Annotated in this window: 15 protein-coding genes; all 15 read left to right on the top strand. The window is 50.2% G+C overall.

What is annotated here, in order from left to right; all coding sequences use genetic code 11:
• Positions 1-121: 121 nt before the first annotated feature.
• A complete protein-coding gene (ftsH3, locus tag LKK83_RS28425) occupies positions 122-1,957 on the top strand; it encodes an ATP-dependent zinc metalloprotease FtsH3 (RefSeq protein ID WP_442957379.1) in 1,836 nt (611 codons plus the stop codon).
• 1,197 nt (positions 1,958-3,154) lie between these two features.
• Entirely contained in the window at positions 3,155-5,629 is a 2,475-nt protein-coding gene (locus tag LKK83_RS28420) for an FG-GAP-like repeat-containing protein (RefSeq protein WP_324634828.1), read from the top strand.
• Positions 5,630-6,112: 483 nt separating this feature from the next.
• Positions 6,113-10,951, top strand: coding sequence for a TIGR03032 family protein (locus tag LKK83_RS28415; protein ID WP_324634827.1), 4,839 nt, complete (start codon positions 6,113-6,115; stop codon positions 10,949-10,951).
• A 617-nt stretch (positions 10,952-11,568) separates the two neighbouring features.
• Positions 11,569-12,030 carry an ATP synthase subunit I gene (locus LKK83_RS28410; RefSeq protein WP_442957378.1) on the top strand — a complete coding sequence of 154 codons (462 nt, stop codon included), beginning with the start codon at positions 11,569-11,571 and terminating at the stop codon, positions 12,028-12,030.
• Between the two features lie 47 nt (positions 12,031-12,077).
• Positions 12,078-12,830, top strand: a complete 753-nt coding sequence (atpB, locus tag LKK83_RS28405) for a F0F1 ATP synthase subunit A (protein WP_324634825.1) — start codon at positions 12,078-12,080, stop codon at positions 12,828-12,830.
• Between the two features lie 151 nt (positions 12,831-12,981).
• On the top strand, positions 12,982-13,227 hold the full coding sequence (gene atpE, locus LKK83_RS28400) for an ATP synthase F0 subunit C (RefSeq protein WP_324634824.1): 246 nt from the start codon (positions 12,982-12,984) through the stop codon (positions 13,225-13,227).
• Between the two features lie 107 nt (positions 13,228-13,334).
• Positions 13,335-13,823: a F0F1 ATP synthase subunit B' gene (locus LKK83_RS28395; protein ID WP_324634823.1), complete on the top strand. Its 489-nt coding sequence runs from the start codon at positions 13,335-13,337 to the stop codon at positions 13,821-13,823.
• 106 nt (positions 13,824-13,929) lie between these two features.
• The gene (locus tag LKK83_RS28390; RefSeq protein ID WP_324634822.1) at positions 13,930-14,466 is read left to right on the top strand and encodes a F0F1 ATP synthase subunit B; all 537 of its coding nucleotides are present in this window, start codon (positions 13,930-13,932) and stop codon (positions 14,464-14,466) included.
• On the top strand, positions 14,463-15,011 hold the full coding sequence (gene atpH / locus LKK83_RS28385; RefSeq protein WP_324634821.1) for an ATP synthase F1 subunit delta: 549 nt from the start codon (positions 14,463-14,465) through the stop codon (positions 15,009-15,011). Before LKK83_RS28390 ends, atpH begins: the two co-directional genes overlap by 4 nt.
• Positions 15,012-15,124: 113 nt before the next feature.
• On the top strand, positions 15,125-16,642 hold the full coding sequence (gene atpA, locus LKK83_RS28380; protein ID WP_324634820.1) for a F0F1 ATP synthase subunit alpha: 1,518 nt from the start codon (positions 15,125-15,127) through the stop codon (positions 16,640-16,642).
• A 119-nt stretch (positions 16,643-16,761) separates the two neighbouring features.
• A complete protein-coding gene (locus tag LKK83_RS28375; protein ID WP_324634819.1) occupies positions 16,762-17,715 on the top strand; it encodes a F0F1 ATP synthase subunit gamma in 954 nt (317 codons plus the stop codon).
• 383 nt (positions 17,716-18,098) lie between these two features.
• Positions 18,099-18,404, top strand: coding sequence for an AAA family ATPase (locus tag LKK83_RS28370; protein WP_324634818.1), 306 nt, complete (start codon positions 18,099-18,101; stop codon positions 18,402-18,404).
• A complete protein-coding gene (locus LKK83_RS28365) occupies positions 18,355-18,912 on the top strand; it encodes an AAA family ATPase (RefSeq protein ID WP_324634817.1) in 558 nt (185 codons plus the stop codon). Before LKK83_RS28370 ends, LKK83_RS28365 begins: the two co-directional genes overlap by 50 nt.
• Complete coding sequence (locus tag LKK83_RS28360) at positions 18,905-19,681, top strand: hypothetical protein (RefSeq protein WP_324634816.1); 777 nt, start codon at positions 18,905-18,907, stop codon at positions 19,679-19,681. The genes LKK83_RS28365 and LKK83_RS28360 overlap by 8 nt, the downstream gene beginning before the upstream one ends.
• A 388-nt stretch (positions 19,682-20,069) precedes the next feature.
• Positions 20,070-23,195: an SdrD B-like domain-containing protein gene (locus LKK83_RS28355; protein WP_324634815.1), complete on the top strand. Its 3,126-nt coding sequence runs from the start codon at positions 20,070-20,072 to the stop codon at positions 23,193-23,195.
• Positions 23,196-23,423 lie beyond the last annotated feature (228 nt).

Below are 23,423 nucleotides of genomic sequence, written 5' to 3'. Positions count from 1 at the left end.
TCTGAAGCCTCTAACTATACCACGGCTTGCACGGTCAGTGGTAAAGAGTGTTAACATTAATTAACAGTTCAACTAAGAAAAGCGCAAATCCCCCCAAAACCAGAACCTAGGAGGAATGCCGGTGAATAAAAAATGGAGAAACGCCGGACTATATGCATTACTGGCGATCGTTGTCATCGCATTGGCAACGGCATTTTTTGACAAACAACCCCAGAACAAAGAAACCTGGCGCTACAGTCAGTTCATTCAAGAAGTTCAAAATAACCGGGTAGCCAAAGTCAGCATCAGCGCCGATCGCAGCAAAGCGCTGGTCACCACAGGAGACAAAAAAGTTCTAGTCAACCTGCCCAACGACCCAGAACTAATCGACATCCTGACCGAAAACAACGTCAACATCGACGTCTTACCCCAAAGCGATGATGGCTTCTGGTTTAAAGCCCTCAGCAGCCTATTCTTCCCCGTCCTCTTATTAGTCGGGTTAGTCTTCTTGCTGCGGCGCGCCCAAAGCGGTCCGGGTTCGCAAGCCATGAACTTCGGCAAATCCAAAGCTAGAGTGCAAATGGAGCCGCAAACCCAAGTCACCTTTGGCGATGTAGCGGGTATCGAACAAGCGAAACTGGAACTGAGCGAAGTCGTAGACTTCCTCAAAAACGCCGATCGCTTCACCGCCATCGGAGCCAAAATTCCCAAAGGCGTCTTGTTAGTCGGCCCTCCGGGAACCGGGAAAACCCTGCTCGCCAAAGCCGTAGCCGGTGAAGCAGGGGTGCCGTTCTTCTCCATCTCTGGCTCGGAATTTGTGGAAATGTTCGTCGGTGTGGGTGCCTCTCGCGTCCGCGACTTGTTCGAACAAGCCAAATCCAACGCCCCCTGTATCGTATTCATCGATGAAATTGACGCCGTAGGTCGTCAGCGCGGTGCCGGTTTGGGCGGCGGTAACGACGAGCGCGAACAAACCCTGAACCAATTGCTCACCGAAATGGATGGGTTTGAAGGCAACACCGGCATCATTATTATTGCTGCCACTAACCGTCCCGACGTACTGGACCAAGCCTTGTTGCGTCCGGGTCGCTTCGATCGCCAAGTGGTGGTCGATCGCCCAGATTATGCCGGTCGTCTGGAAATTCTCAAGGTTCACGCCCGGGGCAAAACCTTGGCCAAAGATGTGGATCTGGAGAAAATTGCCCGTCGCAGTCCCGGTTTTACTGGCGCAGACTTGTCCAACCTGCTCAATGAAGCCGCTATCTTGGCCGCACGGCGCAATTTGACCGAAATCTCGATGGATGAAATTAACGATGCCATCGATCGCGTCCTGGCCGGTCCGGAGAAAAAAGACCGGGTGATGAGCGAAAAACGCAAGAGCTTGGTGGCCTATCACGAAGCGGGTCACGCTTTGGTGGGTGCCCTGATGCCGGATTACGACCCGGTGCAGAAAATTAGCATCATTCCGCGCGGTCGTGCTGGCGGTCTGACTTGGTTCACCCCGAGCGAAGAACGGATGGATTCGGGTCTGTACAGCCGATGCTATCTACAAAATCAGATGGCGGTAGCCCTGGGCGGTCGGATCGCGGAAGAAATTGTCTTCGGTGAAGAAGAGGTGACCACCGGTGCGTCGAATGATTTGCAACAGGTGGCTCGCGTGGCACGACAAATGGTAACGCGCTTTGGGATGAGCGATCGCCTCGGTCCGGTAGCCCTGGGCCGTCAGCAAGGCAATATGTTCCTCGGTCGCGATATCATGGCCGAGCGCGATTTCTCTGAAGAAACAGCAGCGGCGATCGATGATGAAGTCCGCAATTTGGTGGAACAAGCCTATCGCCGCGCCAAAGAAGTGCTGGTGGGCAACCGTGGAGTTCTCGATCGCTTGGCAGAAATGCTGATCGAGAAAGAAACGGTTGATTCGGAAGAGTTGCAGGAATTGCTGGCTGAGAGTGATGTGAAGATGGCCGCGATCGCCTAAACCCCATTCTGAATAGAGCGCGATCGCTTCGGTCTTCATTCTCGATCGCGCTCTATTTTGAATAAGGTTCGCCGTACTCTCCTTTTCTCGCGTAGCAGGTTGATGCTCAGGCGAGGTTTGCAGGAGCCTCATCCACTCTATTCACTGAAAAGCAGTGAGTGGAGTGGATGAGCGACGAATCACCAACAGGTTTGTGGTACAATCATTTCATCTCGACCGGTACGGTAAAGGGCGCAACACTGATTCCGAGCTACCCGGAGATAGGGCCTCTTGAGAGATGGAGCAACATCCTGTAAATCCTAGAGAGTCGGTTCATACAGGTCGCAGTCCCGGTCAAAGTTTCACTACAGTCCCCATAACGGAAACCACTTGGGGGTGTTGCTGGGCTAACGTTCCCAGAACAGGGCGATCGTGGCTCCTGTGGGGAGGGATAAGCCCTTCCAATCAAAACACCACCACCTGGCGTAGCAGGTGGTGGTGCATTCATGTCGAGGAAATGCTGCAATGACAATCATGTGAGGACTTCTTCATCGTCGAGTAATCCAGTAGGGGAGGTGCGAAACGCACTTCCCCTAGTTTATTTAATATTGGCAATCTGCAAGATTCATAGGTTCTAGCACTTGACAAATTGGTAAATTCGTGGTATGGGAAAAGGAAGATAACAGGCAGTAGCTCTGGCAGGGGGTCCGTGCTGAACCCTGGAAACGAGCAAATTTCTCCAATGACCCATGAGTCATGGGGTTTGTTCTTTGTCATTAGTCCTTTGTCATTTGTGGAAGTACCAATGACAAATGACCAACGACCAACGACCAATGACCAATGACAAACCCGTTAAGATTAGGTTAAAAATGTTACCGTTTCCTGACTTTGCCTGGATTGATTTTATCCCATCAAAGTGTATAACTGCAATTGCAATGAAGACCCCAAACCAGGGCCAAAAGGGTTGCCAATCCCAATGGGAAAGCTTTCTGCGCGAGAGGTGTAGTTTTTGCATAGGTTGCGGTCAATCCCAATTCTCAACATTAATTCAATTAGCGATCGCAGCAGAATCTACGGGAGTTCACTGAGGTTGATGTCCGGGTAGCCGAGTTAAATAGAGTTAACCGTTGACAATACTCGAACGGCTGTTTAATCGTGTTAAAAAAATAACAATCGAGCTGACCCAATCACTCAAAATCGATCGCAGAGGAATTGCAGATGAGTATCCTAAATTACACAAGGCATCAACCGATACAATCCCGAGAGCAAGGCGAGACACAGACCCAGGGCGTAGGTGCCCGGGAATTGGTGGTGATTGACGCCCAGGTTAACCAATGGGACGCGATCGCCGCCGGAGTGCGTCCCCACAGTGAAGTGGTGGTCCTCCATCCCCACGAAGATGGCATCGCGCAGATTGCTGAGCTGTTCTTCAAAACCGGGCATTCCCCGGTGCCAACCACGCTCCACCTGATTTCCCACGGGTCTCCCGGCACCCTTTACCTGGGCAACAGCATTCTCAACCGCGAAACCCTGACCCGCTACGCCACCCAACTGCAACAGTGGCCCATTGACCGACTTTACATTTACGGATGCCAAGTCGCCGCCGATTGCGAGGGACAAGAGTTTTTACAACAGCTATACCAATATCTCCCCATCCCTATCTACGCCAACCGCCATCCCACCGGCAACCCTGAAGCAGGGGGCACCTGGAACCTGCAAGAAATTTTTCCCCAGTGGGAACAGGCACATGGGAAGGGGGAATGGCTCATGGGTGATGGGACAAAAGACCAAGGACCAAGGACAAACGACTTCTTACCCCTTTCCGCCACCACCCTCGCCACCTATCCCCACACCCTGAATTTTGCCGCCCAAACCACCTTCAGTGTCGGAGACTCTCCGCTTGTTGCTGCGGTGGCAGACTTCAACGGAGACGGGAACTCCGACGTAGCCGTAGCGAACTCTTCCGACAACACGGTGTCAGTGTTGCTGGGGGATGGGGCGGGGGGTTTTGGCAACCAAACCACCTTCCCTGTGGGCAGCGAGCCGTACTCGATCGCCGTAGGAGACTTCAACGGGGACAACAATCCGGATGTAGCGACGGCGAACATCGGCAGCAAGGACCTCTCAGTGCTGCTCAATGACGGGTCGGGCAGTTTTTCCACCACCACCGTCACCGTGGCAAACGATCCCTACTCCGTCGCCGTAGCTGATTTCAACGGGGACGGGAACGCTGACTTGGCAGTGGCGAACTATTATAACAACAGCATCTCAGTGCTACTAGGTGAGGGGTCGGGCAATTTCGGTAGCGAAACCAGCTATACCGTGGGAGGCGGTCCGTACTCGATCGCCGTGGCAGACTTCGACGGCGACGGAACCCCGGATTTGGCAACGGAGAATTATATCGATAATACCGTTTCCGTGCTGCTCAATGACGGGTCGGGTAGTTTCGGCAGCCAAACCAGCTACGCGGTGGGTAGCGATCCCTATGTTGTGGCTGCGGGAGACTTCGACGGCAATAATCGCCCGGACTTAGCTGTAGCGAACTATAGCGATAACACCGTCTCCGTGCTGCTCAATGACGGGTCGGGCAGTTTCGGCAGCCAAACCACCTTCCCCGTGGGCAGCGGGCCGTACTCGATCGCCGTGGCAGATTTTGACGGGGATAACAATCAAGATTTAGCCGTAGCAAATTATCTAAGCAATACAGTTTCCCTGCTGCTGGGTGACGGGTCGGGCGGTTTCGGTAGCCAAACGACCTACGCTGTGGGCAATGCAGCGGCGTTTGTCGCCGTGGGAGAGTTCGGGGGGGATAGCAACCCGGATTTGGCTGTGGCGAATTATAACGACAATAGTATCTCACTATTAGTAAGCACTCCTCTGGATACTCTCATCGGCACTAATGGTGCTGACGAGCTAACGGCTGAAGCCGATCGTACCTTTATACAAGGGTTAGAAGGCAACGATCGCCTGTTTGGCAATCAGACTAACGATACCATCCACGGCAACCAAGGCATGGACTCTATCCAAACAGGTCTGGGGGATGACTTGGTTCACGGGGGCAAGGATGACGATAATATCCTCGGTGGCGATGACCGCGATGCGTTATACGGCGACCTCGGCAACGATACCTTGGTTGGGGAGGCGGGCAATGACTTCGCCAATGGCAACCAAGGTATGGACTGGGTTAACGGCGGCGAGGGCGATGATGTGCTGCATGGCGGCAAAGATGACGATACCCTGAACGGCGGCACCGGCATTGATGAATTATTCGGGGATTTAGGGAACGATACTCTATCTGGTGACGCTGATGGGGACTTCATGTATGGCAACCGAGGCGAGGACTCCCTGGATGGCGGCGATGGCAATGATGTGCTGTGGGGTGGCAAGGATAATGATATCCTCACTGGTGGCGGCGATCGCGATTGGTTGCTGGGGGATTTGGGTAACGATACGGTGACGGGAGGCGGCGATCGCGATCGCTTTGTCATCGGCGAAGGTCGCGGTACGGATACCATCCTCGACTATACCGATGACTTTGACTTAATCGGGTTGGTTGACCTCACTTTCGAGCAACTGTCGATAACCGGTAATGGCACGGATAGCTTTGTCAGTTACAATGATGAGCTGCTCGCGATTCTCACTGGCGTCGATGTCAATACCCTGGGATTGGAGGACTTCTTCATCGTCGAGTAATCCAGCAGGGGAGGTGCGAAGGGCACTTCCCCTCGTCTATCTACTGTTCTGAATCTGTAATGATTGGGTGGAGGCGGAGCCTCAGGAGGGGCGTTCCCAGGCGGTCGCCTGGGAACGAGTGAACGAGTGAACGAGTGAGGATGAGTGAGGGCGGGTGAGGGGGAGTGAGAGCGTATGAATCCGCGTCGGGGGACTATAGCTCGCTTCGGGCATGGCTTCGCTAAGGCTAGCGGAGGCGCGATGTCAATGGCCCGCTTTTTATTGACAAATTTATTGACAAAACAGGATTTTTGTGGTATGTTGCTGCGGGGGTTCTGAATCGCGAGAGAAAGAGAATTCTTGTGATTTGAGAAGCGCCAAACCATTGCCGATCGAAAATTGTATGAATCGGGGGGTCGATCGCATAAAATAGACAGAGGGGCAAATCTTCCTAAAAAAAGGTCGATCGCCTGCCTTTGTATTGTTATCAGAAGCGTTAGTGAAATGCCACAAAGCACTCCATTTTTAACCAGCGATCGCGAATTTATTCCGTGGTTGCAACAACAGCAAATCAGTCTAGCATTCACCACCTACCAAACCGGTTGGTTAGCCCTGATTGGCGTCAATCCCGAAAGCGGGCAATTTTCTGCCTTTCAGCGGCGATTCGAACGGGCGATGGGACTGTATTGTAGTCGAGATCGGCTTTATCTAAGTTCCAAATATCAATTGTTGCAATTAGATAACGTACTCGCCCCGGGGCAATTGTACCAAGGGTATGACAAACTGTACGTTCCTCGGATAGGCTATACTACGGGCGATTTGGACGTGCATGACGTTATCGTAACCGAAGCGGGACAACCGATTTTTATCAGTACCCTATTAAACTGTGTAGCCACCACCAGCGATCGCCACAGTTGCAAACCGTTGTGGAAACCGCCCTTTATCAGCAAAATGATTAACGAAGATCGCTGTCACCTAAATGGGTTAGCAATAGTAGAAGGGAAACCGCGCTACGTCACCGCCTGCAGTCGGTCCGACGTAGTAGATGGGTGGCGAGACAAACGGCGCGATGGCGGTATTGTCATCGATATGGAAAGCGATGAAATTATCCTAAGTGGATTGAGCATGCCTCATTCCCCCCGCTTTTATCGCGGCAAATTGTGGGTTTTGAACTCTGGCGCGGGAGAATTTGGCTATATAGATTTAGACACCGGTAAATTCGAATCGGTGACATTTTGTCCCGGGTATGCGCGGGGATTGGCATTTTGGGAGAATTACGCGATTGTGGGACTATCCAAACCGCGATCGGGGGATGGCACATTTTCCGGATTATTGTTAGACGAACGACTGGCGCAGAAAGATGCCGAGGCGCGCTGTGGGTTGCTAATTATCGATTTGAATAGCGGGGCGACGGTACATTGGATGCGGATTGAGGGAACGATAACCGAGTTATATGATATCGGGGTTTTGCCCGAAGTCAAGCGCCCGATGGCGTTGGGATTTCAAACCCAAGAAATCGAGCAGTTGATTACCTTAGAACCGCTGGAAAGTAGCACATCAGAACCCACCAGCGATCGCCCCTCTCGCAGTTCCATCACCCCGGAAGCAAACCGGGAAAAAAAAACGGATTTTCCCAGTCAAAAACCGATCGCATTTCACCCCGGGGATAGGGAGGTAATTTGGCGCGATATTGTGCCAGAACCTACTCCCATAGCGGTAGAAAAAAAAGGCGATCGCGGGGGAATTGTATCCGCAGAAAATCTCCTGGGGCAATCTGCATCCACTCAAAAAACTGCAATGGGCGGCGCGTCTTTTCCCACTTTAAACGTGCTGTTATTTTTTCAAGGCTCGCGCAGCTTCTATCGGCCCATTTTATTCTCGCAGAACGAGATTTTTTGTAGCCCAGACTGCGAAACCATTATAGAAGGCGATCGCTTTCGCACCATGAAAACCCCGGTAGGGCAATTTGACGCCACCGAAATTATCCAGCAGATTCCTACTTCCCAAAAACCGGATTTAGTCATCGTCAAAGCTGACGCGACTCAACGAGTGCTTCCGCAAAACCTACAGGCGATCGACTGTCCGAAAATTTTATTTTGTGCGGATACCCACCACTTAAATAACCCAATTACCCGCTTACTCGATTATGCTGCGGCTGAATCCTTTGATTTCTATTTATTCAGTCGCGATCGCCACCACGCGCATTATTTCCAAGAAGCCGGCTTTGCCAATCTCTTCTGGATGCCCGTGGTTCATATTTACCCGCGTCCCCAATCCCCCCGCACTTCCTACAAATATCCCTTGTCATTTGTGGGACAAGCCGGAAAATTTCACCCTTATCGCCGTTATGTATTAAACTGGATTCGCCAGCATAACTTTCCGCTGAATCAGCAGCAGACTTCCCACGAAAAAGCCGCCGAAATCTATGCCGACTCTCTGATTAATCTCAACGTCAGCTTAAATGGAGATTTGAATTTGCGGAGTTTTGAAGTAATCGCCAGTGGCGGATTTTTGCTGACGGATAAAATTAGTCCGCAAGCGGGGTTAGAGTTATTATTTGCCGATGGAAAGCATTTGGTCACTTACGCCAATGTAGAGGAATTAGGGGAAAAAATTCGGTATTTCTTAAATCAGCCAGAGGCGGCGAGAGAAATAGCCCGCCAGGGGTATGAAGCCTTTTGGCGCAATCATCGCCCGGAACAAAATGTCTGGCGGGTGATGGATTATCTCGATGGCAAACCGCTGGATGCGATTTATCAAATTGAAGCCGAAAAGCGCAGTATTTATTTGACGAAACCCAGCGATCGCCGATGGCCCAGTGAAGAGTTACATCAGCGGATATCGATTTACCAATACCTGCAAGAAATGCACCGAGTTACGCCTACTCTGCGGGGGTTATTTTGGCGTGGCGTGGATGCGAAAATTATCTGCGATGCGGTAGATTTACCGCGATTGCAGGTTCACTTGCTGCAAGATGGAAATACCCCCATCGATTCGCTTTACGATCGCTGCGAAGTCAGGGAACAAATTCAGTTGATTTCCCCCACACAACTCCACTGCATTCGCGAAACTTGGGATGTGGTGGTTATGACTCAGGCGCAATTGCAGGCGATGGGGGTGGAAGAGTTTTGCGAGCGCCTCAATTTTCGGGTTTTGATATTGAGCGATATTGTAGAAAATGCCGATTGCGATCGCAGTTTAACGCAGTATGGATGGGTAAAAATTTGCGATCGCCCGCTGGTATATTCCGCGCAACCCAACCCTGCTGCAAAACCGGATATGGGGCAAATTCTCAATACCGCTATCACTTACCAGAAACAGCAGCAATACGAAGCAGCGATTTCTCTCTATCGACAAGTTTTAAACCTCGAATCCGACAATGCGATCGCCCTTACCAACTTCGGCAAATCCCTGCAAAAACTAAACCGACATTCCGAAGCGATTCCTGCTTTTCGTCGCGCCATCCAACTCAACCCAGAAACGGGTGAATTGCAGTTTTATTTGAGTCAATCTCTCAAAGCGATCGGAGACATTCAAGCCGCTGCAAAGTGTTTGCGCGAAGCCATTCGCTTGCAACCGGATTTTTGGGGTGCTTACAATAACTTAGGGACAATTTTGCAACAGCAAAACAACCTTGTAGAAGCCGCCCAATGCTACGAAAAAGCCCTGGAATACAACCGTAATTTTGCCCAAGCACAAGCGAATTTAGCTAGTATTTGGCAAGTGCAAGGGGATTTAGAACGGGCAAAAATTGGCTTAACTCGGGCGTTGGAACTGCAGCCGAAATACGTTCCGGCGCTGTTAAATTTAGGCGGTATATACAAGCAACAGGGAAATCGCAATAAGGCAATTTCTTTGTATCAGCAAGTTTTGGCACTTTCACCTTGCCCGGAAGCTTATTATAATCTGGGCGAAATTGCTGAATATGAAGGGAATGTGGATGTAGCATTACTGTTTTATCGCAAAGTTCGGGAACTGGATGCGGCGAATTATAATATTGTGGGTCACATCAATTACTTGCGCTTAAAACTTTGCGATTGGGAAGAGTACGAACGCTGCGTTTGTAGTTTTATCGAATCCCTGGAACAGTATCTGCGAGGAGAAACGGAATATTCTCCGAGTCCCCTCGCCGTGAGTAATTTTCCGGTTCCTTTGCAGTTGCATCGGCAATTCGCACAACGCTATGCGAGGCAAATTGCCGAAAAAATGGCGCAAAGCAAACAATCTCTTGATTTTTCCTATCCGAATAGCGCGTCGGAGAGATTGCGAATTGGTTATATTTCGCCGGATTTTCGGGAATATGCGGTGGGTAAAATCGTGAAAGATATGTTCCGCGATCGCGATCGCACCCAGTTTGAGGTGTATGCTTATTCTACCCTCGATTATGCGGATGAGATTACCGAGACGATTCGCGCTGGATGCGATCGCTTTGTGGATATTTCTGGGATGAAACCCGAAGATGCGGCGCGTCAGATTAATGGCGATCGCATTCACATTCTTATCGATTTAGCGGGAAGGACAATTGGTAATGCGATGGAAGTGTTGGCGCTGCAACCCGCCCCGATTCAGGCGCAGTTTTTGGGGTATCCGGATACGATGGGTGCGGATTTCATTCAATATGCGATCGCTGATTCTTGGTTGATTACCCCAGAAATTGCCCAATCCTACACTGAAGAGATTGTTTATTTGCCTCACGCTTTCTTTTCCTCGCCGATGGAAATTTGCGATCGCCCCATGACGCGATCGCAATTTGGCCTGCCCGAAGAGGGGTTTGTATTTTGTTGCTTCAATTCTCATTATAAAATTACCCCAGACTTGTTTGATGTCTGGATGCGAATTTTGCAAAAAGTCCCGAATTCCGTGTTGTGGTTAACTCAGGGTAGCGAAACCGTGATGGCGAATTTGCGACGGGAAGCCCACCAGCGCGGAGTGGAGGCAAAACGATTGATTTTCGCCGAAAAACTCCCCAATTCTGAATATTTAGCCCGCTATCGATTGGCAGATTTGTTCTTAGATACTTTTATCTACAATGCCGGTTCTACTGCAATTAGTGCCTTGTGGGCGGGATGCCCCGTTTTGACCCGCGCCGGGAATACCAACGCCTCGCGCATGGGGGCGAGTATCTGCGCTGCTGCTGAATTAAATTCCTTAATTTGTAATACCAGCGACTATTACGAACAGCGGGCTATTGATGTGGCCAATAATCCGCAATTGCTGGCATACTACCGCCATCATCTTACCACAAAGCGCGACCAATTACCGTTATTTAATCTGCCAGGTTTTGTCGGCAATTTAGAAGCGGCTTTCCGGCAATTGTGGGATGATTATTTGGCTTCTAAATAATGCGAGAAATACTTCATGGTTTGCCAGTATCTTGCTCGCACCTTATCAATCTCAAGCCTCAAAATAGTCCGCGTAGGCGGAATTTACCTGTATAGGCGCGATTTCAATCGCCCGCTCGAATTAATGTCTACTTTGGCTATGCCTCGGCACGATTTCCATTCCCCGCCATTTGTATAGGCGAGATTTCCATCCCCCGCTTAATCAATCGGCTTGATAAAATTAACCTTTTATGGTATTTTACGCCAAACCCGATCGCCATTGCCTAGAGAAGCAGGACAAATGCCACCCCCATCCGCCATCGACCTTGGCTAGGGTTAGCAATCTGCAATCGGAATCCTAGGTCAACCGGAATGGATCCGAGAGAGAGGGGAGGAATTGGGTAGAAGAAAAGGTTGACAAAAGAGACGAAGTGTGTTGTGCGAAAGCGGGGGTGGGAGTGGGGGTGCGCGCCTGGGGCGAAAGAGACAGGGGAGGGGCAGGAGGGATCTGCCGAGAAGAGAATAAAGAAATCTGTGGGGATTGATTAATTAATTTTTAAGGAATGTTACCCGGCGTGATATGATTCATGTTGGCCTGTAGCATCCAGGTTGAAATATCTGGAGAGAAAAGTACAGACGGTGAACTTGTCAGACCCATCTCCCGAAACCAACCCAGAAAGGCAGGAGCCATCCGAAGAGCAGGAGCGCGTAGAAAGCGAGACTGCTAAAGAGAACGTAGATCGCTCAATGGAGGAGTACCTACAGCTCAAAAACCAGTTGTTGGCCTACACCTTTGTAATGAGCGCGATCGCGTTTGTGTCTGCATGGTTCTATTACTCCTTAAACGTCGCCTTGAATTATGCGATCGGGGCGTGCGTGGGTGTGGTTTACTTGAGAATGTTGGCAAGAGACGTCGAGCGGCTAGGGAGGGAGAAAAGCAGCCTAAGTAAATCCAGGCTTGCATTATTCGCTGGGTTGATTATAGTTGCAACCCAATGGAATCAGCTACAGGTATTGCCCATATTTTTGGGTTTCCTGACATATAAAGCCGCATTATTCGTCTACGTCCTACAAACGACCCTTCTGCCTGATGCCGAATAGGCTGTCGTCAGGTTGGAAACCTCAACTGAAAGGGAGAAGGTTCCTAAATGCACACCATCGAGGGATTAAACCAATTGAGTGGTATTTTCCTTGCCGAGTTGGAAGTAGGCCAACATTTTTACTGGCTCCTTGGCAATTTTAGACTGCACGGACAGGTGTTCCTCACCTCCTGGTTTGTGATTGCCGTGCTAGTGGTGCTTTCCATGGTAGCGACTCGGAACCTGCAAAGAGTGCCGAGTGGCGTGCAGAACTTCATGGAATATGGCCTGGAATTCATCCGGGACTTGGCCAAAACCCAAATCGGCGAGAAAGAGTATCGTCCGTGGGTGCCATTTATCGGCACGCTATTTCTGTTCATTTTCGTGTCCAACTGGTCCGGGGCACTAATTCCCTGGAGGGTATTGGAATTGCCATCAGGGGAATTAGCAGCGCCGACGAGTGACATTAACACCACCGTGGCATTAGCGCTGTTGACCTCCTTAGCGTATTTTTACGCAGGAATCAGCAAGCGAGGGTTGGGGTATTTTAAGCGGTATATTGAGCCGACCCCGATTTTGTTGCCGATCAATATTCTGGAAGATTTTACGAAGCCGCTTTCCCTAAGCTTCCGTCTATTTGGTAATATTTTAGCCGACGAACTGGTGGTGGCAGTATTTATTCTGTTAGTCCCCTTATTCATTCCGTTACCGGTGATGATACTGGGATTGTTCACCAGTGCAATTCAGGCTCTTATTTTTGCCACATTGGCAGGTGCCTATATAGGCGAAGCAATGGAAGGACATGGGGAAGAGCATGAGTAGAGAAAAAGGGCGATCGCGATCGTAAAATAGGGAAGGAAAGCGATTGCCTGTGTGCTGAGAGTGCGACCGCGCGAAAACTCGTGTGGAGAGCGCCAAGCGCAAGACCATCAAACTCGTTTTGTCGTTCAACTCGTAAACTAAGGAAAAAATCATGGATTCATTAACTGCTGCTGCGTCCGTTATTGCTGCTGCGTTGGCCGTTGGTTTAGCTGCGATCGGCCCGGGTTTGGGTCAAGGTAATGCAGCGGGTCAAGCAGTAGAAGGGATTGCCCGTCAGCCAGAAGCCGAAGGAAAAATTCGCGGCACCTTGCTGTTGAGCTTAGCCTTCATGGAAGCGCTGACAATTTACGGCTTGGTTGTGGCGTTGGTGTTGCTGTTTGCGAACCCCTTCTCCTAAGAAATAGACAGCCAGTTGTAGGAAAGCGCCCGCTTTTCTGCGACTGGCGAAAATTTTCTGGTCTTGATAGAAATTTGACCCAAACAACCACAAGCGGCTGATTGAATATGATGCATTGGACAATCCTGCTAGCCGCTGAAACAGCGGTAGAAGAAGGTGGCCTGTTTGATTTTAATGCCACCTTACCCCTAATGGCGCTGCAATTCTTGATTCTGGCGGTAGTGCTCAACGCCATTTTTTACAAGCCTCTGGGAAACGCGATCGACGAGCGAGCGGATTATATTCGTTCTAACGAACAGAATGCGCGAGAGCGCTTGTCCAAAGCGGAAAACTTGGCGAGAGAATACGAAAAAGCCTTAGCGAAAAGTCGGAAAGAATCGCAAGAGATAATTACCAAAGCGCAAGAAGAAGCGCAGGAGATCGTCTCTGAGAAAATTGCCGAGGCACAACGGGAGGCCCAAGCGCAACGCGAACAAGCGCAACAAGAAATCGAACAGCAAAAGCAAGCGGCGATGAGTTCGCTAGAGCAGCAAGTCGATGCCTTGAGTCGCCAGATTCTCGAAAAGCTATTAGGCTCTGAGTTAGTCAATAGTTAGAGGGTAGTAATTAACGGTTAAATATTAACGAGAACCTTTCCTCTAACCCGCAAAAAACGTCCCAGAGAACCAGTGAATTTAGAAAAGGAAGTTATCGAAGAGAATCATGGGAACTTTTTGGTGGATCGCTTCAGTAGAAGAGGCGGCAGAAGGGGGTTTCGGTCTAAATCTAGACTTATTTGAAACCAACATCGTAAACCTGGCGATCGTCATCGGCGTCCTGATTTACTTTGGGCAAAAAGTATTAGGGAAAATTTTAGCCGAAAGACGGGAAAATATAGAAAAGGCGATCGCCGAAGCCGAAAAACGGCAGAAAGACGCGGCAGCACAACTAGCCGATCGCGAGAAAAAACTCGCCCAGGCGCAAGCCGAAGCCCAAAGAATCGTCGAGCAAGCCCAAGAAAGAGCCAAAGTGGCCAAAGAAGAAATTTTGGCCCAAGGGCAAAAAGACATAGAGCGCTTGCAAGCCGAAGCCGGACAGGACCTCAGTGCCGCACAAGAGCGAGCGATCGCCGAATTGCGGCAAAGAGCCACACAACTGGCATTAGAACGAGTAGAAAGCCAACTGAAAGCCCAGCTTGACGAAGGCAAACAGCAAAAACTTGTAGATAACAGCATCTCCATGCTTGGAGGGTCTCGATGAGTATAGTCCAAGCGGAAATTCTCGAACCATACGCGCAAGCCCTGATGTCCGTAGCGCAAGAACACAACCTCACCGATGCGATCGGCGAAGACATGCGCGGCATCATCGAAGTGCTGAAAAACTCAGAAGACCTGCAGCAAGTTCTCAGCAACCCCTTTATCAAAGACCAAGCCAAAAAAGACATCTTGGGGCAAATTATGGGCGAGGGGGTACAGCACTTCACCCGTAACTTTGTCATGCTGCTCGTCGATCGCCGGCGCGCGATTTTTCTCGAAGGAATCGCCCAACAATACCTCGCACTGCTTCGCAAGCTCAATCAAACCGTCTTAGCCGAAGTCACCTCCGCCGTAGAACTCAACGACGGACAAAAAGATGCCATCCGCGACAAAGTACGCGCCATCTCATCCGCCCGCGACGTGGAACTCGACACCAAAATCGACCCCGAAATCATCGGCGGCGTGATTATCAAAGTTGGCTCTCAGGTGCTCGATGCCAGCTTGCGCGGACAACTGCGGCGAATTGGGATTAGTCTCAGTAGCGTCTAACCCAGAAGCGTTGGTTTCCGGTTGAGCGGTGAGCGATCCAGCGCCAAAATCAACCCTCAACCCCCTTAGATCTACAACAAACAACCCAAGAGAATTCATAGCGAAAAACTGCCATGATCAGCATCAGACCCGACGAAATCAGCAATATTATTCGCCAGCAAATTGAGCAGTACGACCAGGAAGTTAAAGTTTCCAACGTCGGTACCGTATTGCAAGTTGGTGACGGCATTGCGCGGATTTACGGCCTAGAAAAAGCAATGGCCGGCGAACTGTTGGAATTTGCAGATGGAACCATCGGCATCGCCCTCAACCTCGAAGAAGACAACGTGGGCGCAGTGCTGATGGGAGACGGGGTGGAAATCCAAGAAGGATCCAACGTCACCGCCACCGGCAAAATCGCCCAGATACCCGTAGGCGACGCCCTCAGCGGTCGCGTCGTAGATGCCCTCGCCCGTCCGATTGACGGCAAAGGCGAACTCGACACCAGCGAAAGCCGCCTGATCGAATCCCCCGCCCCAGGGATTATCGAACGGCGGTCCGTGTACGAACCCCTGCAAACCGGCATCACCGCCATCGACTCCATGATTCCCATCGGACGGGGACAGCGCGAGTTGATTATCGGCGATCGCCAAACCGGGAAAACCACCATCGCCGTAGACACCATCATCAACCAAAAAAATGAAGATGTGATCTGCGTCTACGTGGCGATCGGACAAAAAGCCTCCACCGTGGCGCAAGTCGTCGGCACCCTGCAAGAAAAAGGCGCGATGGACTACACCATCGTCGTCGCCGCCAACGCCAACGAACCGGCCACCCTGCAATATCTGGCCCCCTATACCGGTGCGGCGATCGCCGAATACTTCATGTATAAAGGCAAGCACACCTTGGCGATCTACGATGACCTCTCCAAGCAAGCCCAAGCCTACCGCCAGATGTCCCTCCTCCTGCGTCGTCCCCCCGGTCGCGAAGCCTATCCCGGCGACGTCTTCTACCTCCACTCTCGCTTGCTCGAACGCGCCGCCAAACTCAGCACCGAAATGGGCGAAGGCAGCATGACCGCTCTGCCAATCATCGAAACTCAAGCCGGCGACGTTTCCGCCTACATTCCCACCAACGTGATTTCGATTACCGACGGGCAGATCTTCCTGTCTTCCGACCTGTTCAACTCCGGTCTGCGTCCCGCAGTGAACGCCGGGATTTCCGTGTCCCGAGTCGGTTCCGCCGCCCAAACCAAAGCCATGAAGAAAGTGGCCGGCAAAGTGAAACTGGAATTGGCTCAGTTCGCCGAACTCGAAGCCTTCTCTCAGTTCGCCTCCGACCTGGATGCGGCCACTCAGAAGCAATTGGCCCGGGGTCAGCGCCTGCGCGAACTACTCAAGCAACCACAATATTCTCCCCTGTCCGTCAGCGAACAGGTGGCCATTATCTATGCCGGCATTAACGGCTATTTAGATGATGTTCCCTTGGATAAAATTACCCAATTTACCAAGGGTCTGCGCGAATATCTGCGGACGAACAAGCCCAAGTATGCCGAAGTGATTCAAAGCTCCAAGAAGCTGGAAGAAGAAGCCGAAAATCTGTTGAAGGAAGGCATTAACGAATTTAAGCAATCCTTCATGGCAGCCGCTTAGTCACCTCGAGAATGAAGAATTGAGTCGCATAGAATTCACCGAGGCAATGGTGATGCCGGCTCGATTCTTCATTCTTCATCATTAGGGAATTCTTAAGTCTTCATTCTTGATTTTTTGTTATGGCAAATTTAAAAGCGATTCGCGATCGCATTCAGTCAGTTAAAAACACCAAAAAAATTACCGAAGCCATGCGCCTCGTCGCCGCCGCCAAGGTGCGCCGCGCTCAAGAACAGGTTCTCGGAACTCGCCCGTTTGCCGATCGCCTGGCCCAGGTCCTCTACGGCTTGCAATCTCGCCTGAGATTCGAAGACGTGGATTTGCCCCTGTTGCAACAACGGGAAGTCAACACTGTGGGCTTGCTGGTGATTACCGGCGATCGGGGTCTGTGCGGTGGCTACAACACCAACCTAATCAAACGCGCCGAAGCGCGCGCCAAAGAACTGCAAGCCGAAGGACTCGATTATAAATACGTCCTCGTCGGGCGCAAAGCCACCCAATACTTCACCCGTCGCAACGCCCCCATCGACGCCAACTACACCGGCTTAGAACAGATTCCCACCGCCGCAGAAGCCTCGGAAATTGCCGACGAATTGCTCTCCCTGTTCTTATCCGAAAGCGTCGATCGCGTGGAATTGGTCTATACCAAATTCGTCTCCTTGATCAGTTCCAAACCCGTGGTGCAAACCCTCCTGCCCCTCGACCCGCAAGGTTTAGAAGCCGCCGACGATGAAATCTTCCGCCTCACCACCCAAGGCGGATCGTTCCAAGTCGAACGGGAAAAAGTCACCACCCCCTCCTCCGACACCTTCCCCCGCGACATGATTTTCGAGCAAGACCCCACCCAAATTCTGGAAGCCTTGCTCCCGCTTTATCTGAATAACCAACTGCTGCGGGCACTGCAAGAAGCCGCCGCCAGCGAACTCGCCGCGCGCATGACCGCCATGAACAACGCCAGCGAGAACGCCAGCGAACTAATCGGCACCTTGACTCTCACCTATAACAAAGCCCGTCAAGCCGCCATTACCCAAGAAATCCTCGAAGTGGTCGGCGGTGCCAACGCCCTGGAAGGGTAAATTACACTTGACAATTTAGCAGTTTTATGCTATGAGCGTCTGAGACAACTCAGGCGCTTTTTTATTGGAAATCTCCCCAGTTTAAGGTTTGGTTCGATTCACCGTGCTTCTTCTTTTACGTACACTACTGAGCTGGGTTTCTGTAGACAAAAAAGGCATTTTGCTAGAATAAAAGCACAGAGTTTTCCCTCCCTCCAAATGTTACCTCAATGAAAATGCCAATGCACTGGCAACATGGATAATCAAGAGAGGTAACGGAATTTGAATGGCTATTGCAGGGGGTCTGGATTGGGAGTGGCGATCGCCACCGCTGTTCCCCGTTCCCCATTCACCGATTCCCTACCTATCCGTAAACACCCAGACAAGAGAATGCAAACACTTCCATGCTGGAAAATGTAAAACTTCAGAACTTCAAAACTCATCACGATACAGAACTGAATTTAGATGCATCGCGTCTTCACGCACTGGTGGGACAAAACAGTTCTGGTAAAACCTCCGTGTTAGAAGCTCTCCATTACCTGAGTAGATTGGCGAATTCCCCCTTTAAAACTATTTTTGGATATCAAAGAGCGCCTGAATTTTTAACCACCCGTGAACAAGACAAACTGTTGGTGAGTGCTAGGGGTTTTTCAGGAACTATTGCAACGAATTGTTCCACCGGTACGGAAAATAGGCATAAGGCGAGCTAAGGTCAAAGTCAATCGCCAACGCTTAATTGAAGTGGATGGAAAAGCCATTTCCTACGACGAAACTCAGGAAATGGTCGGACAAGAAGTTATCCTCGATATGAATACCGGCGATCGCATTCCAGCCCATGCCATTAGCGAAGGCACAATGCTCGCTCTCGGATTATTGACTGTTTTCATGAATCCTCCACAACCCAATTTAGTCTTACTCGATGACGTGGAACAGGAACTTCATCCCAAAGCACAACGAGAACTCATCGCTGTTTTTCAGGAAATTATCCTCTCTAATCCTAATTTGCAAATTATTTTTTCCACTCATTCTCCTTATATCTTTGATGAACTTACCCCGGCTCAAGTCCATGTATTTAATAATCCAAAATCAGGATTTACTCCTGTCAAACGATTAGACGAACATCCGGATATAGAATGGGCACAACAAACTTTAACTACTGGCGAAATTTGGGATGCGGAGGAGGAAGACTGGGTGCTTGAAGGGGAAAACCATGATTGAGTTTATTGTCATTGTAGAAAGTAGTGCAGACGCAAGAACTGCTACTTATCTAGCCGAACGAGTGTTCCTCGAAAAAATCGATTGGCTAGAGCGCGAACAACTTCTATATCTATTTCGATGGAGCGGTTTAAAAGAAAATTCCGCTCATTCTTGTTGGAAAGATATTGTCGATATCCTTAAGTGGGCAGAAGAACGAGGAATTCAGATGCCAAGGTTTCGCGGTCGTCGTAAGAATAGAATGCCCCCATTGAAATATGATGCAGCTAATTCTATTAAAATTCTTAATTTGATTGGTTATTTTCAAAGAACGCCAGAGATTAAAGCGGTGCTTTTTATTCGCGATTTAGATAATCAACCCGCGCGCAGAGCAGCGATAGAACAAGTCCGCAACGAACGCAAAAATACACAAAATTCATTAAAAATTGTTATTGGCACAGCAGACAAAATGCGGGAAGCCTGGGTTTTAAATGGGTTGGTTCTATCTAATCCAGAGGAAATCCAACGGTTAGCAGAACTAAAGGCTCGATTACCGTTCGATCCTTATGAGGAGTCACATAGACTTCGTTCAAATTCAAAGGAAGAACCCAGTCGCATTAGAAATCCTAAATTTGTGGTAGAAATGCTGACAGATGGAGATATGGAACGCAAACGCCAGTGTTGGGAAGAGACGAGTTTAGAAATTTTACGACAAAGAGGAATTCATACAAGATTAACAGCCTATCTTGACGAAATCGAGCGATTCTTGATTCCCCTTATCGGAGCTGAGTAAAATAGTAAAGGAAATGCCTACAGTCTAAGGCGATCGCTCCATTCTATATCGGTCAGAATACGTCAGAATAATAATCACGCAACGCCGATCGCATCACTCTGAAAAACGCTCTAATCCAGGTTTTCAAAACTAATGATGCCGATGAAAGGAAGTTCTCCGGCTATGCCTGTCTTTACAGGCGGTAGTGCTCCATCACGGGTAAGCGAAAATGGGGATTAAGCCCCATCTCCCCCGCCAACTGTATGGAATATTTCCCTTTCCCTAAAAAATAAAACCAATCGCCATCCATCTGCGAGAAAATACGGAAGCCGAAAATTTTACCTCAGCCAAGGGAACTCCCCGGGCAAAAAACCAGACAACACTGCCAAAGTCAATTTAGGGGGATTGTATGAGCCTTTCCATCGAAGTGCTTTTCGACGAAAACTACTACCTATCGGTGAATACCGACGTTGCAGCAGCCATCACCCGGGGGGAATTTACCAGTGCAGAGCAACACTACCGACTGTTTGGAGAAGCCGAAGGTCGCGACCCCGGTTATTGGTTCGATCCGGAATTCTACGCCCAGCAAAACCCCGACGTTGTTGCTGCAGTGCAAGCCGGACAGGTGAGTAGCTTAATCGAGCATTTTATCACATTTGGAGCCGCCGAGGGGCGCAATCCGTTTGCTTGGTTCGATTCTAACTTTTATCGCTTGGAAAACCCCGAGGTTGCCACTGCAGTGGCCCAGGGAGAATTCAGCAGCCTATTCGAGCATTTCGTTACATTAGGGGCCGAACAACAGCGATCGCCCAGCTTCTTATTTGACGCCGAATATTATTTAGCGCAAAATACCGATGTCGCCGCCGCCGTTAGCCAAGGCGAAATCAGCAGCGCCTTAGAACACTTCCTCCAGTTTGGACTAGAAGAAAATCGCGAATTTTCTCAATTTATCGATTTAGACTACTATCGAACCAACTACAGCACTCAAATCGCCAGCTTCTACAACGTCACCAGTCTGTCCGAAATCAGTTTCGAGCAAACCGTCACCCACCTGGTCGAAGTCGGACTCTCCCAAGGACTCAATCCCTCCCAGTACGTCAATTTCGACTATTATCGCGAAACCTTTGCCCAAAACCTGCGGGAATTTTATCAAGTTGAGTCCATCTCGCAAATTAGCTTCGAGCAGACCTTTTCCTATCTAACCACCATTGGATTGTCATCGGGCTTCAATACCTCCGAATTTATTGACTTCAACTTTTATCGCGATCGCTTCGCCCAACAAATCACCAACTTTTACCAAGTTGAATCCCTCTCGCAAGTGAGCTTCGAGCAAACTTACGAATTTATGATTAGTGCGGGGTTAGCCCAAGGCTTAAGCACCTCAAGCGTGGTTGATTTTGAATTTTATCGCACCAACTTCGCCCAAGAAATCAGCAGTTTTTATGGCGTCGAATCCATCACCCAAATTAGCTTCGAGCAAATCATCCAATATATCGCGATCGCCTCTCAAACCCAAAACACCAGCAGTAGCATTAGCGGCTTAAAATGGAACGACCTGAATGGGAACGGCATCCGAGACGGCGAATTCATCCAAGGAGACGAACCCGATGTGGTCTTCGTGATTGACGTTTCTGGCAGTACCAATGCCCGATTTCGCGGAACTCCCGTGGGCGATGTCAACGACGACGGCAAATCCAACCGGATTCTCGATGCCGAACTCGCCGGTTTTCTCGCCTTAAACCAAGAACTCATCGACCTGGGATTTGGCGATACCGCCGATGTGGGCGTGGTAGTCTTCGGGACCAATGCCGCTTCCGTAGATATGGATCCGAGTACCGATGGCGTGCAACTCAACGCCACCCCCCTCGCCGACGCTGATGGTAACGGCACGTTAGATGTGGAAGATGCCCTCAAATCTATCGAAGTTGCCGATTTAGGCGTCGGACGATTTACCGATTTTGAAGATGCCTTAGAACAATCCCAAGACATCTTAAATGCCTTAAACACCCCCACTGGAGAAGGTAACATCATTTTCCTCTCCGATGGTAAGCACAACCAAGACCCCTATGAAGATGAAGTAACTGCCCTGAAAAATCGCGAGGTGAATTTACGAAGCTATGGCGTGGGAAGCTCTGCGTCATTAGCTGATTTAACCAAAATCGACCAAGGTGCAGAAATTTTCACCACCACCGATGAGATTTTAGACGTCTTCGGCGATTTGAACCCCGGAACCGGTGGGGGTAGTGGGGGCGCTAGCGACCCAGCGTTAGAACCCGGACTCGGTGGAATTACTATTTACCTGGATTTAGATAACAACGGACAACTCGACCCCAGCGAACCGAGTGTGGTCACCGATGAGGAAGGGCGCTATGAGTTTACCGGTTTAGCGCCGGGAGAGTATATCGTCCGCGAGGCGGTGAATGCCGGCGTTTCGCAAACTTTCCCGGAATCCGGCGATGGATATTTGGTGCAGCTTGGATTGAACGAAACGGTGGAAAATCAGGATTTCGGGAATATCCTGGAAGGCAGTGCCTCGGTAAGTGGAACTAAGTGGATTGATTTTAATGGGAATGGGGTGCGCGATCGCGGATTGATTGCTGGCAATTCGCCGGATGTGATTTATGTGGTGGATGTTTCCCGCAGTACCCTGGATGCAATTGAAGGGACGGAAGTGGGGGATGTGAATAATGATGGATTGGCCAATACGGTGTTAGATGCTCAGTTGGCCGGTTTTCAGGCATTGAATCAACAGTTGCGCGATCGCGGTTTGGCTCAAACGACAAATGTCTCTCTGGTGGTGTTTGGCAAAACTGGCGCGCTACTGGATATGGATTTGGCTACCAGTGGCATGCAAATGGCGATCGCAGCCGGTGCAGATGCGGACAATAACGGCATCAATGATGTAGACCAACTCCTGCAATCGATTACCGTAGAATCCTTTGGCGTTGAAGCGGGAACCAGTTTTGAGGCAGGATTGCAAGCGGCACAGAATGCGATCGCCTCTCTGGGCACTCTCCCGGGCAATGCCAATGCAATTTTTATGTCCGACGGCGAGGATGATAGCTTGGACTATCTCGATGAAGTCACCGGATTGCGAGCTTCTGATGTGAACCTGCGCGCGTTTGGCGTCGGGCCGAATGCATCGTTGAGCAGTTTGCGCGAAATCGATTCCCAGGCGCAAGTGTTTGCAACCACTGATGACTTGCTTGGCGTGTTTGGCCCGGATACCGACGGTGGTACTCCCGATGGCACTAACCCACCGATTCTTACTGAACCGGCGTTTGAGGGGGTAACGGTTTATTTGGATGTGAACGAAAATGGCTTGTTCGATCCGAACGAACCCAATGCCGTTACTGATGAGCGCGGTGAATATGAAATTGCCAATTTGCTCCCGGGTACCTACAGTTTGCGGGAAGTGCTGCCGACTGGTTTTTCCCCCAGCTTCCCGGAAGCAGGCGCTTACACTGTTACCCTGGATGTGGCCGAAAGTCTCGAAGACCTGGATTTCGGCAATCGCAACGTAACTGTGGTGTAACCCCTGTGGAATCGCAGCGTCTCGTTCCTTAACTCAAACCATGACCGGGCCTGGGTTTCAATCCACGCCTCGTCATGGGTGGGCCGGCAAATTCTCCCATCCCTTGACAAAGGAGAGGGCGATCGTCTATACTGAACCCGTGGCGGCAACTAGGACTTAAATGCAATGCAAATATTGCTTAAGTGCCCTGCCCCGATGATTGAATTTCGCTTCTCTTAGCATATCATT

The sequence above is a fragment of the Phormidium sp. CCY1219 genome, from assembly GCF_035615515.1.
Taxonomy (GTDB): domain Bacteria; phylum Cyanobacteriota; class Cyanobacteriia; order Cyanobacteriales; family Laspinemataceae; genus CCY1219.
The sequence above is the reverse complement of the archived record's forward strand: the minus strand, read 5'-3'. Positions and strand labels throughout refer to the sequence as shown.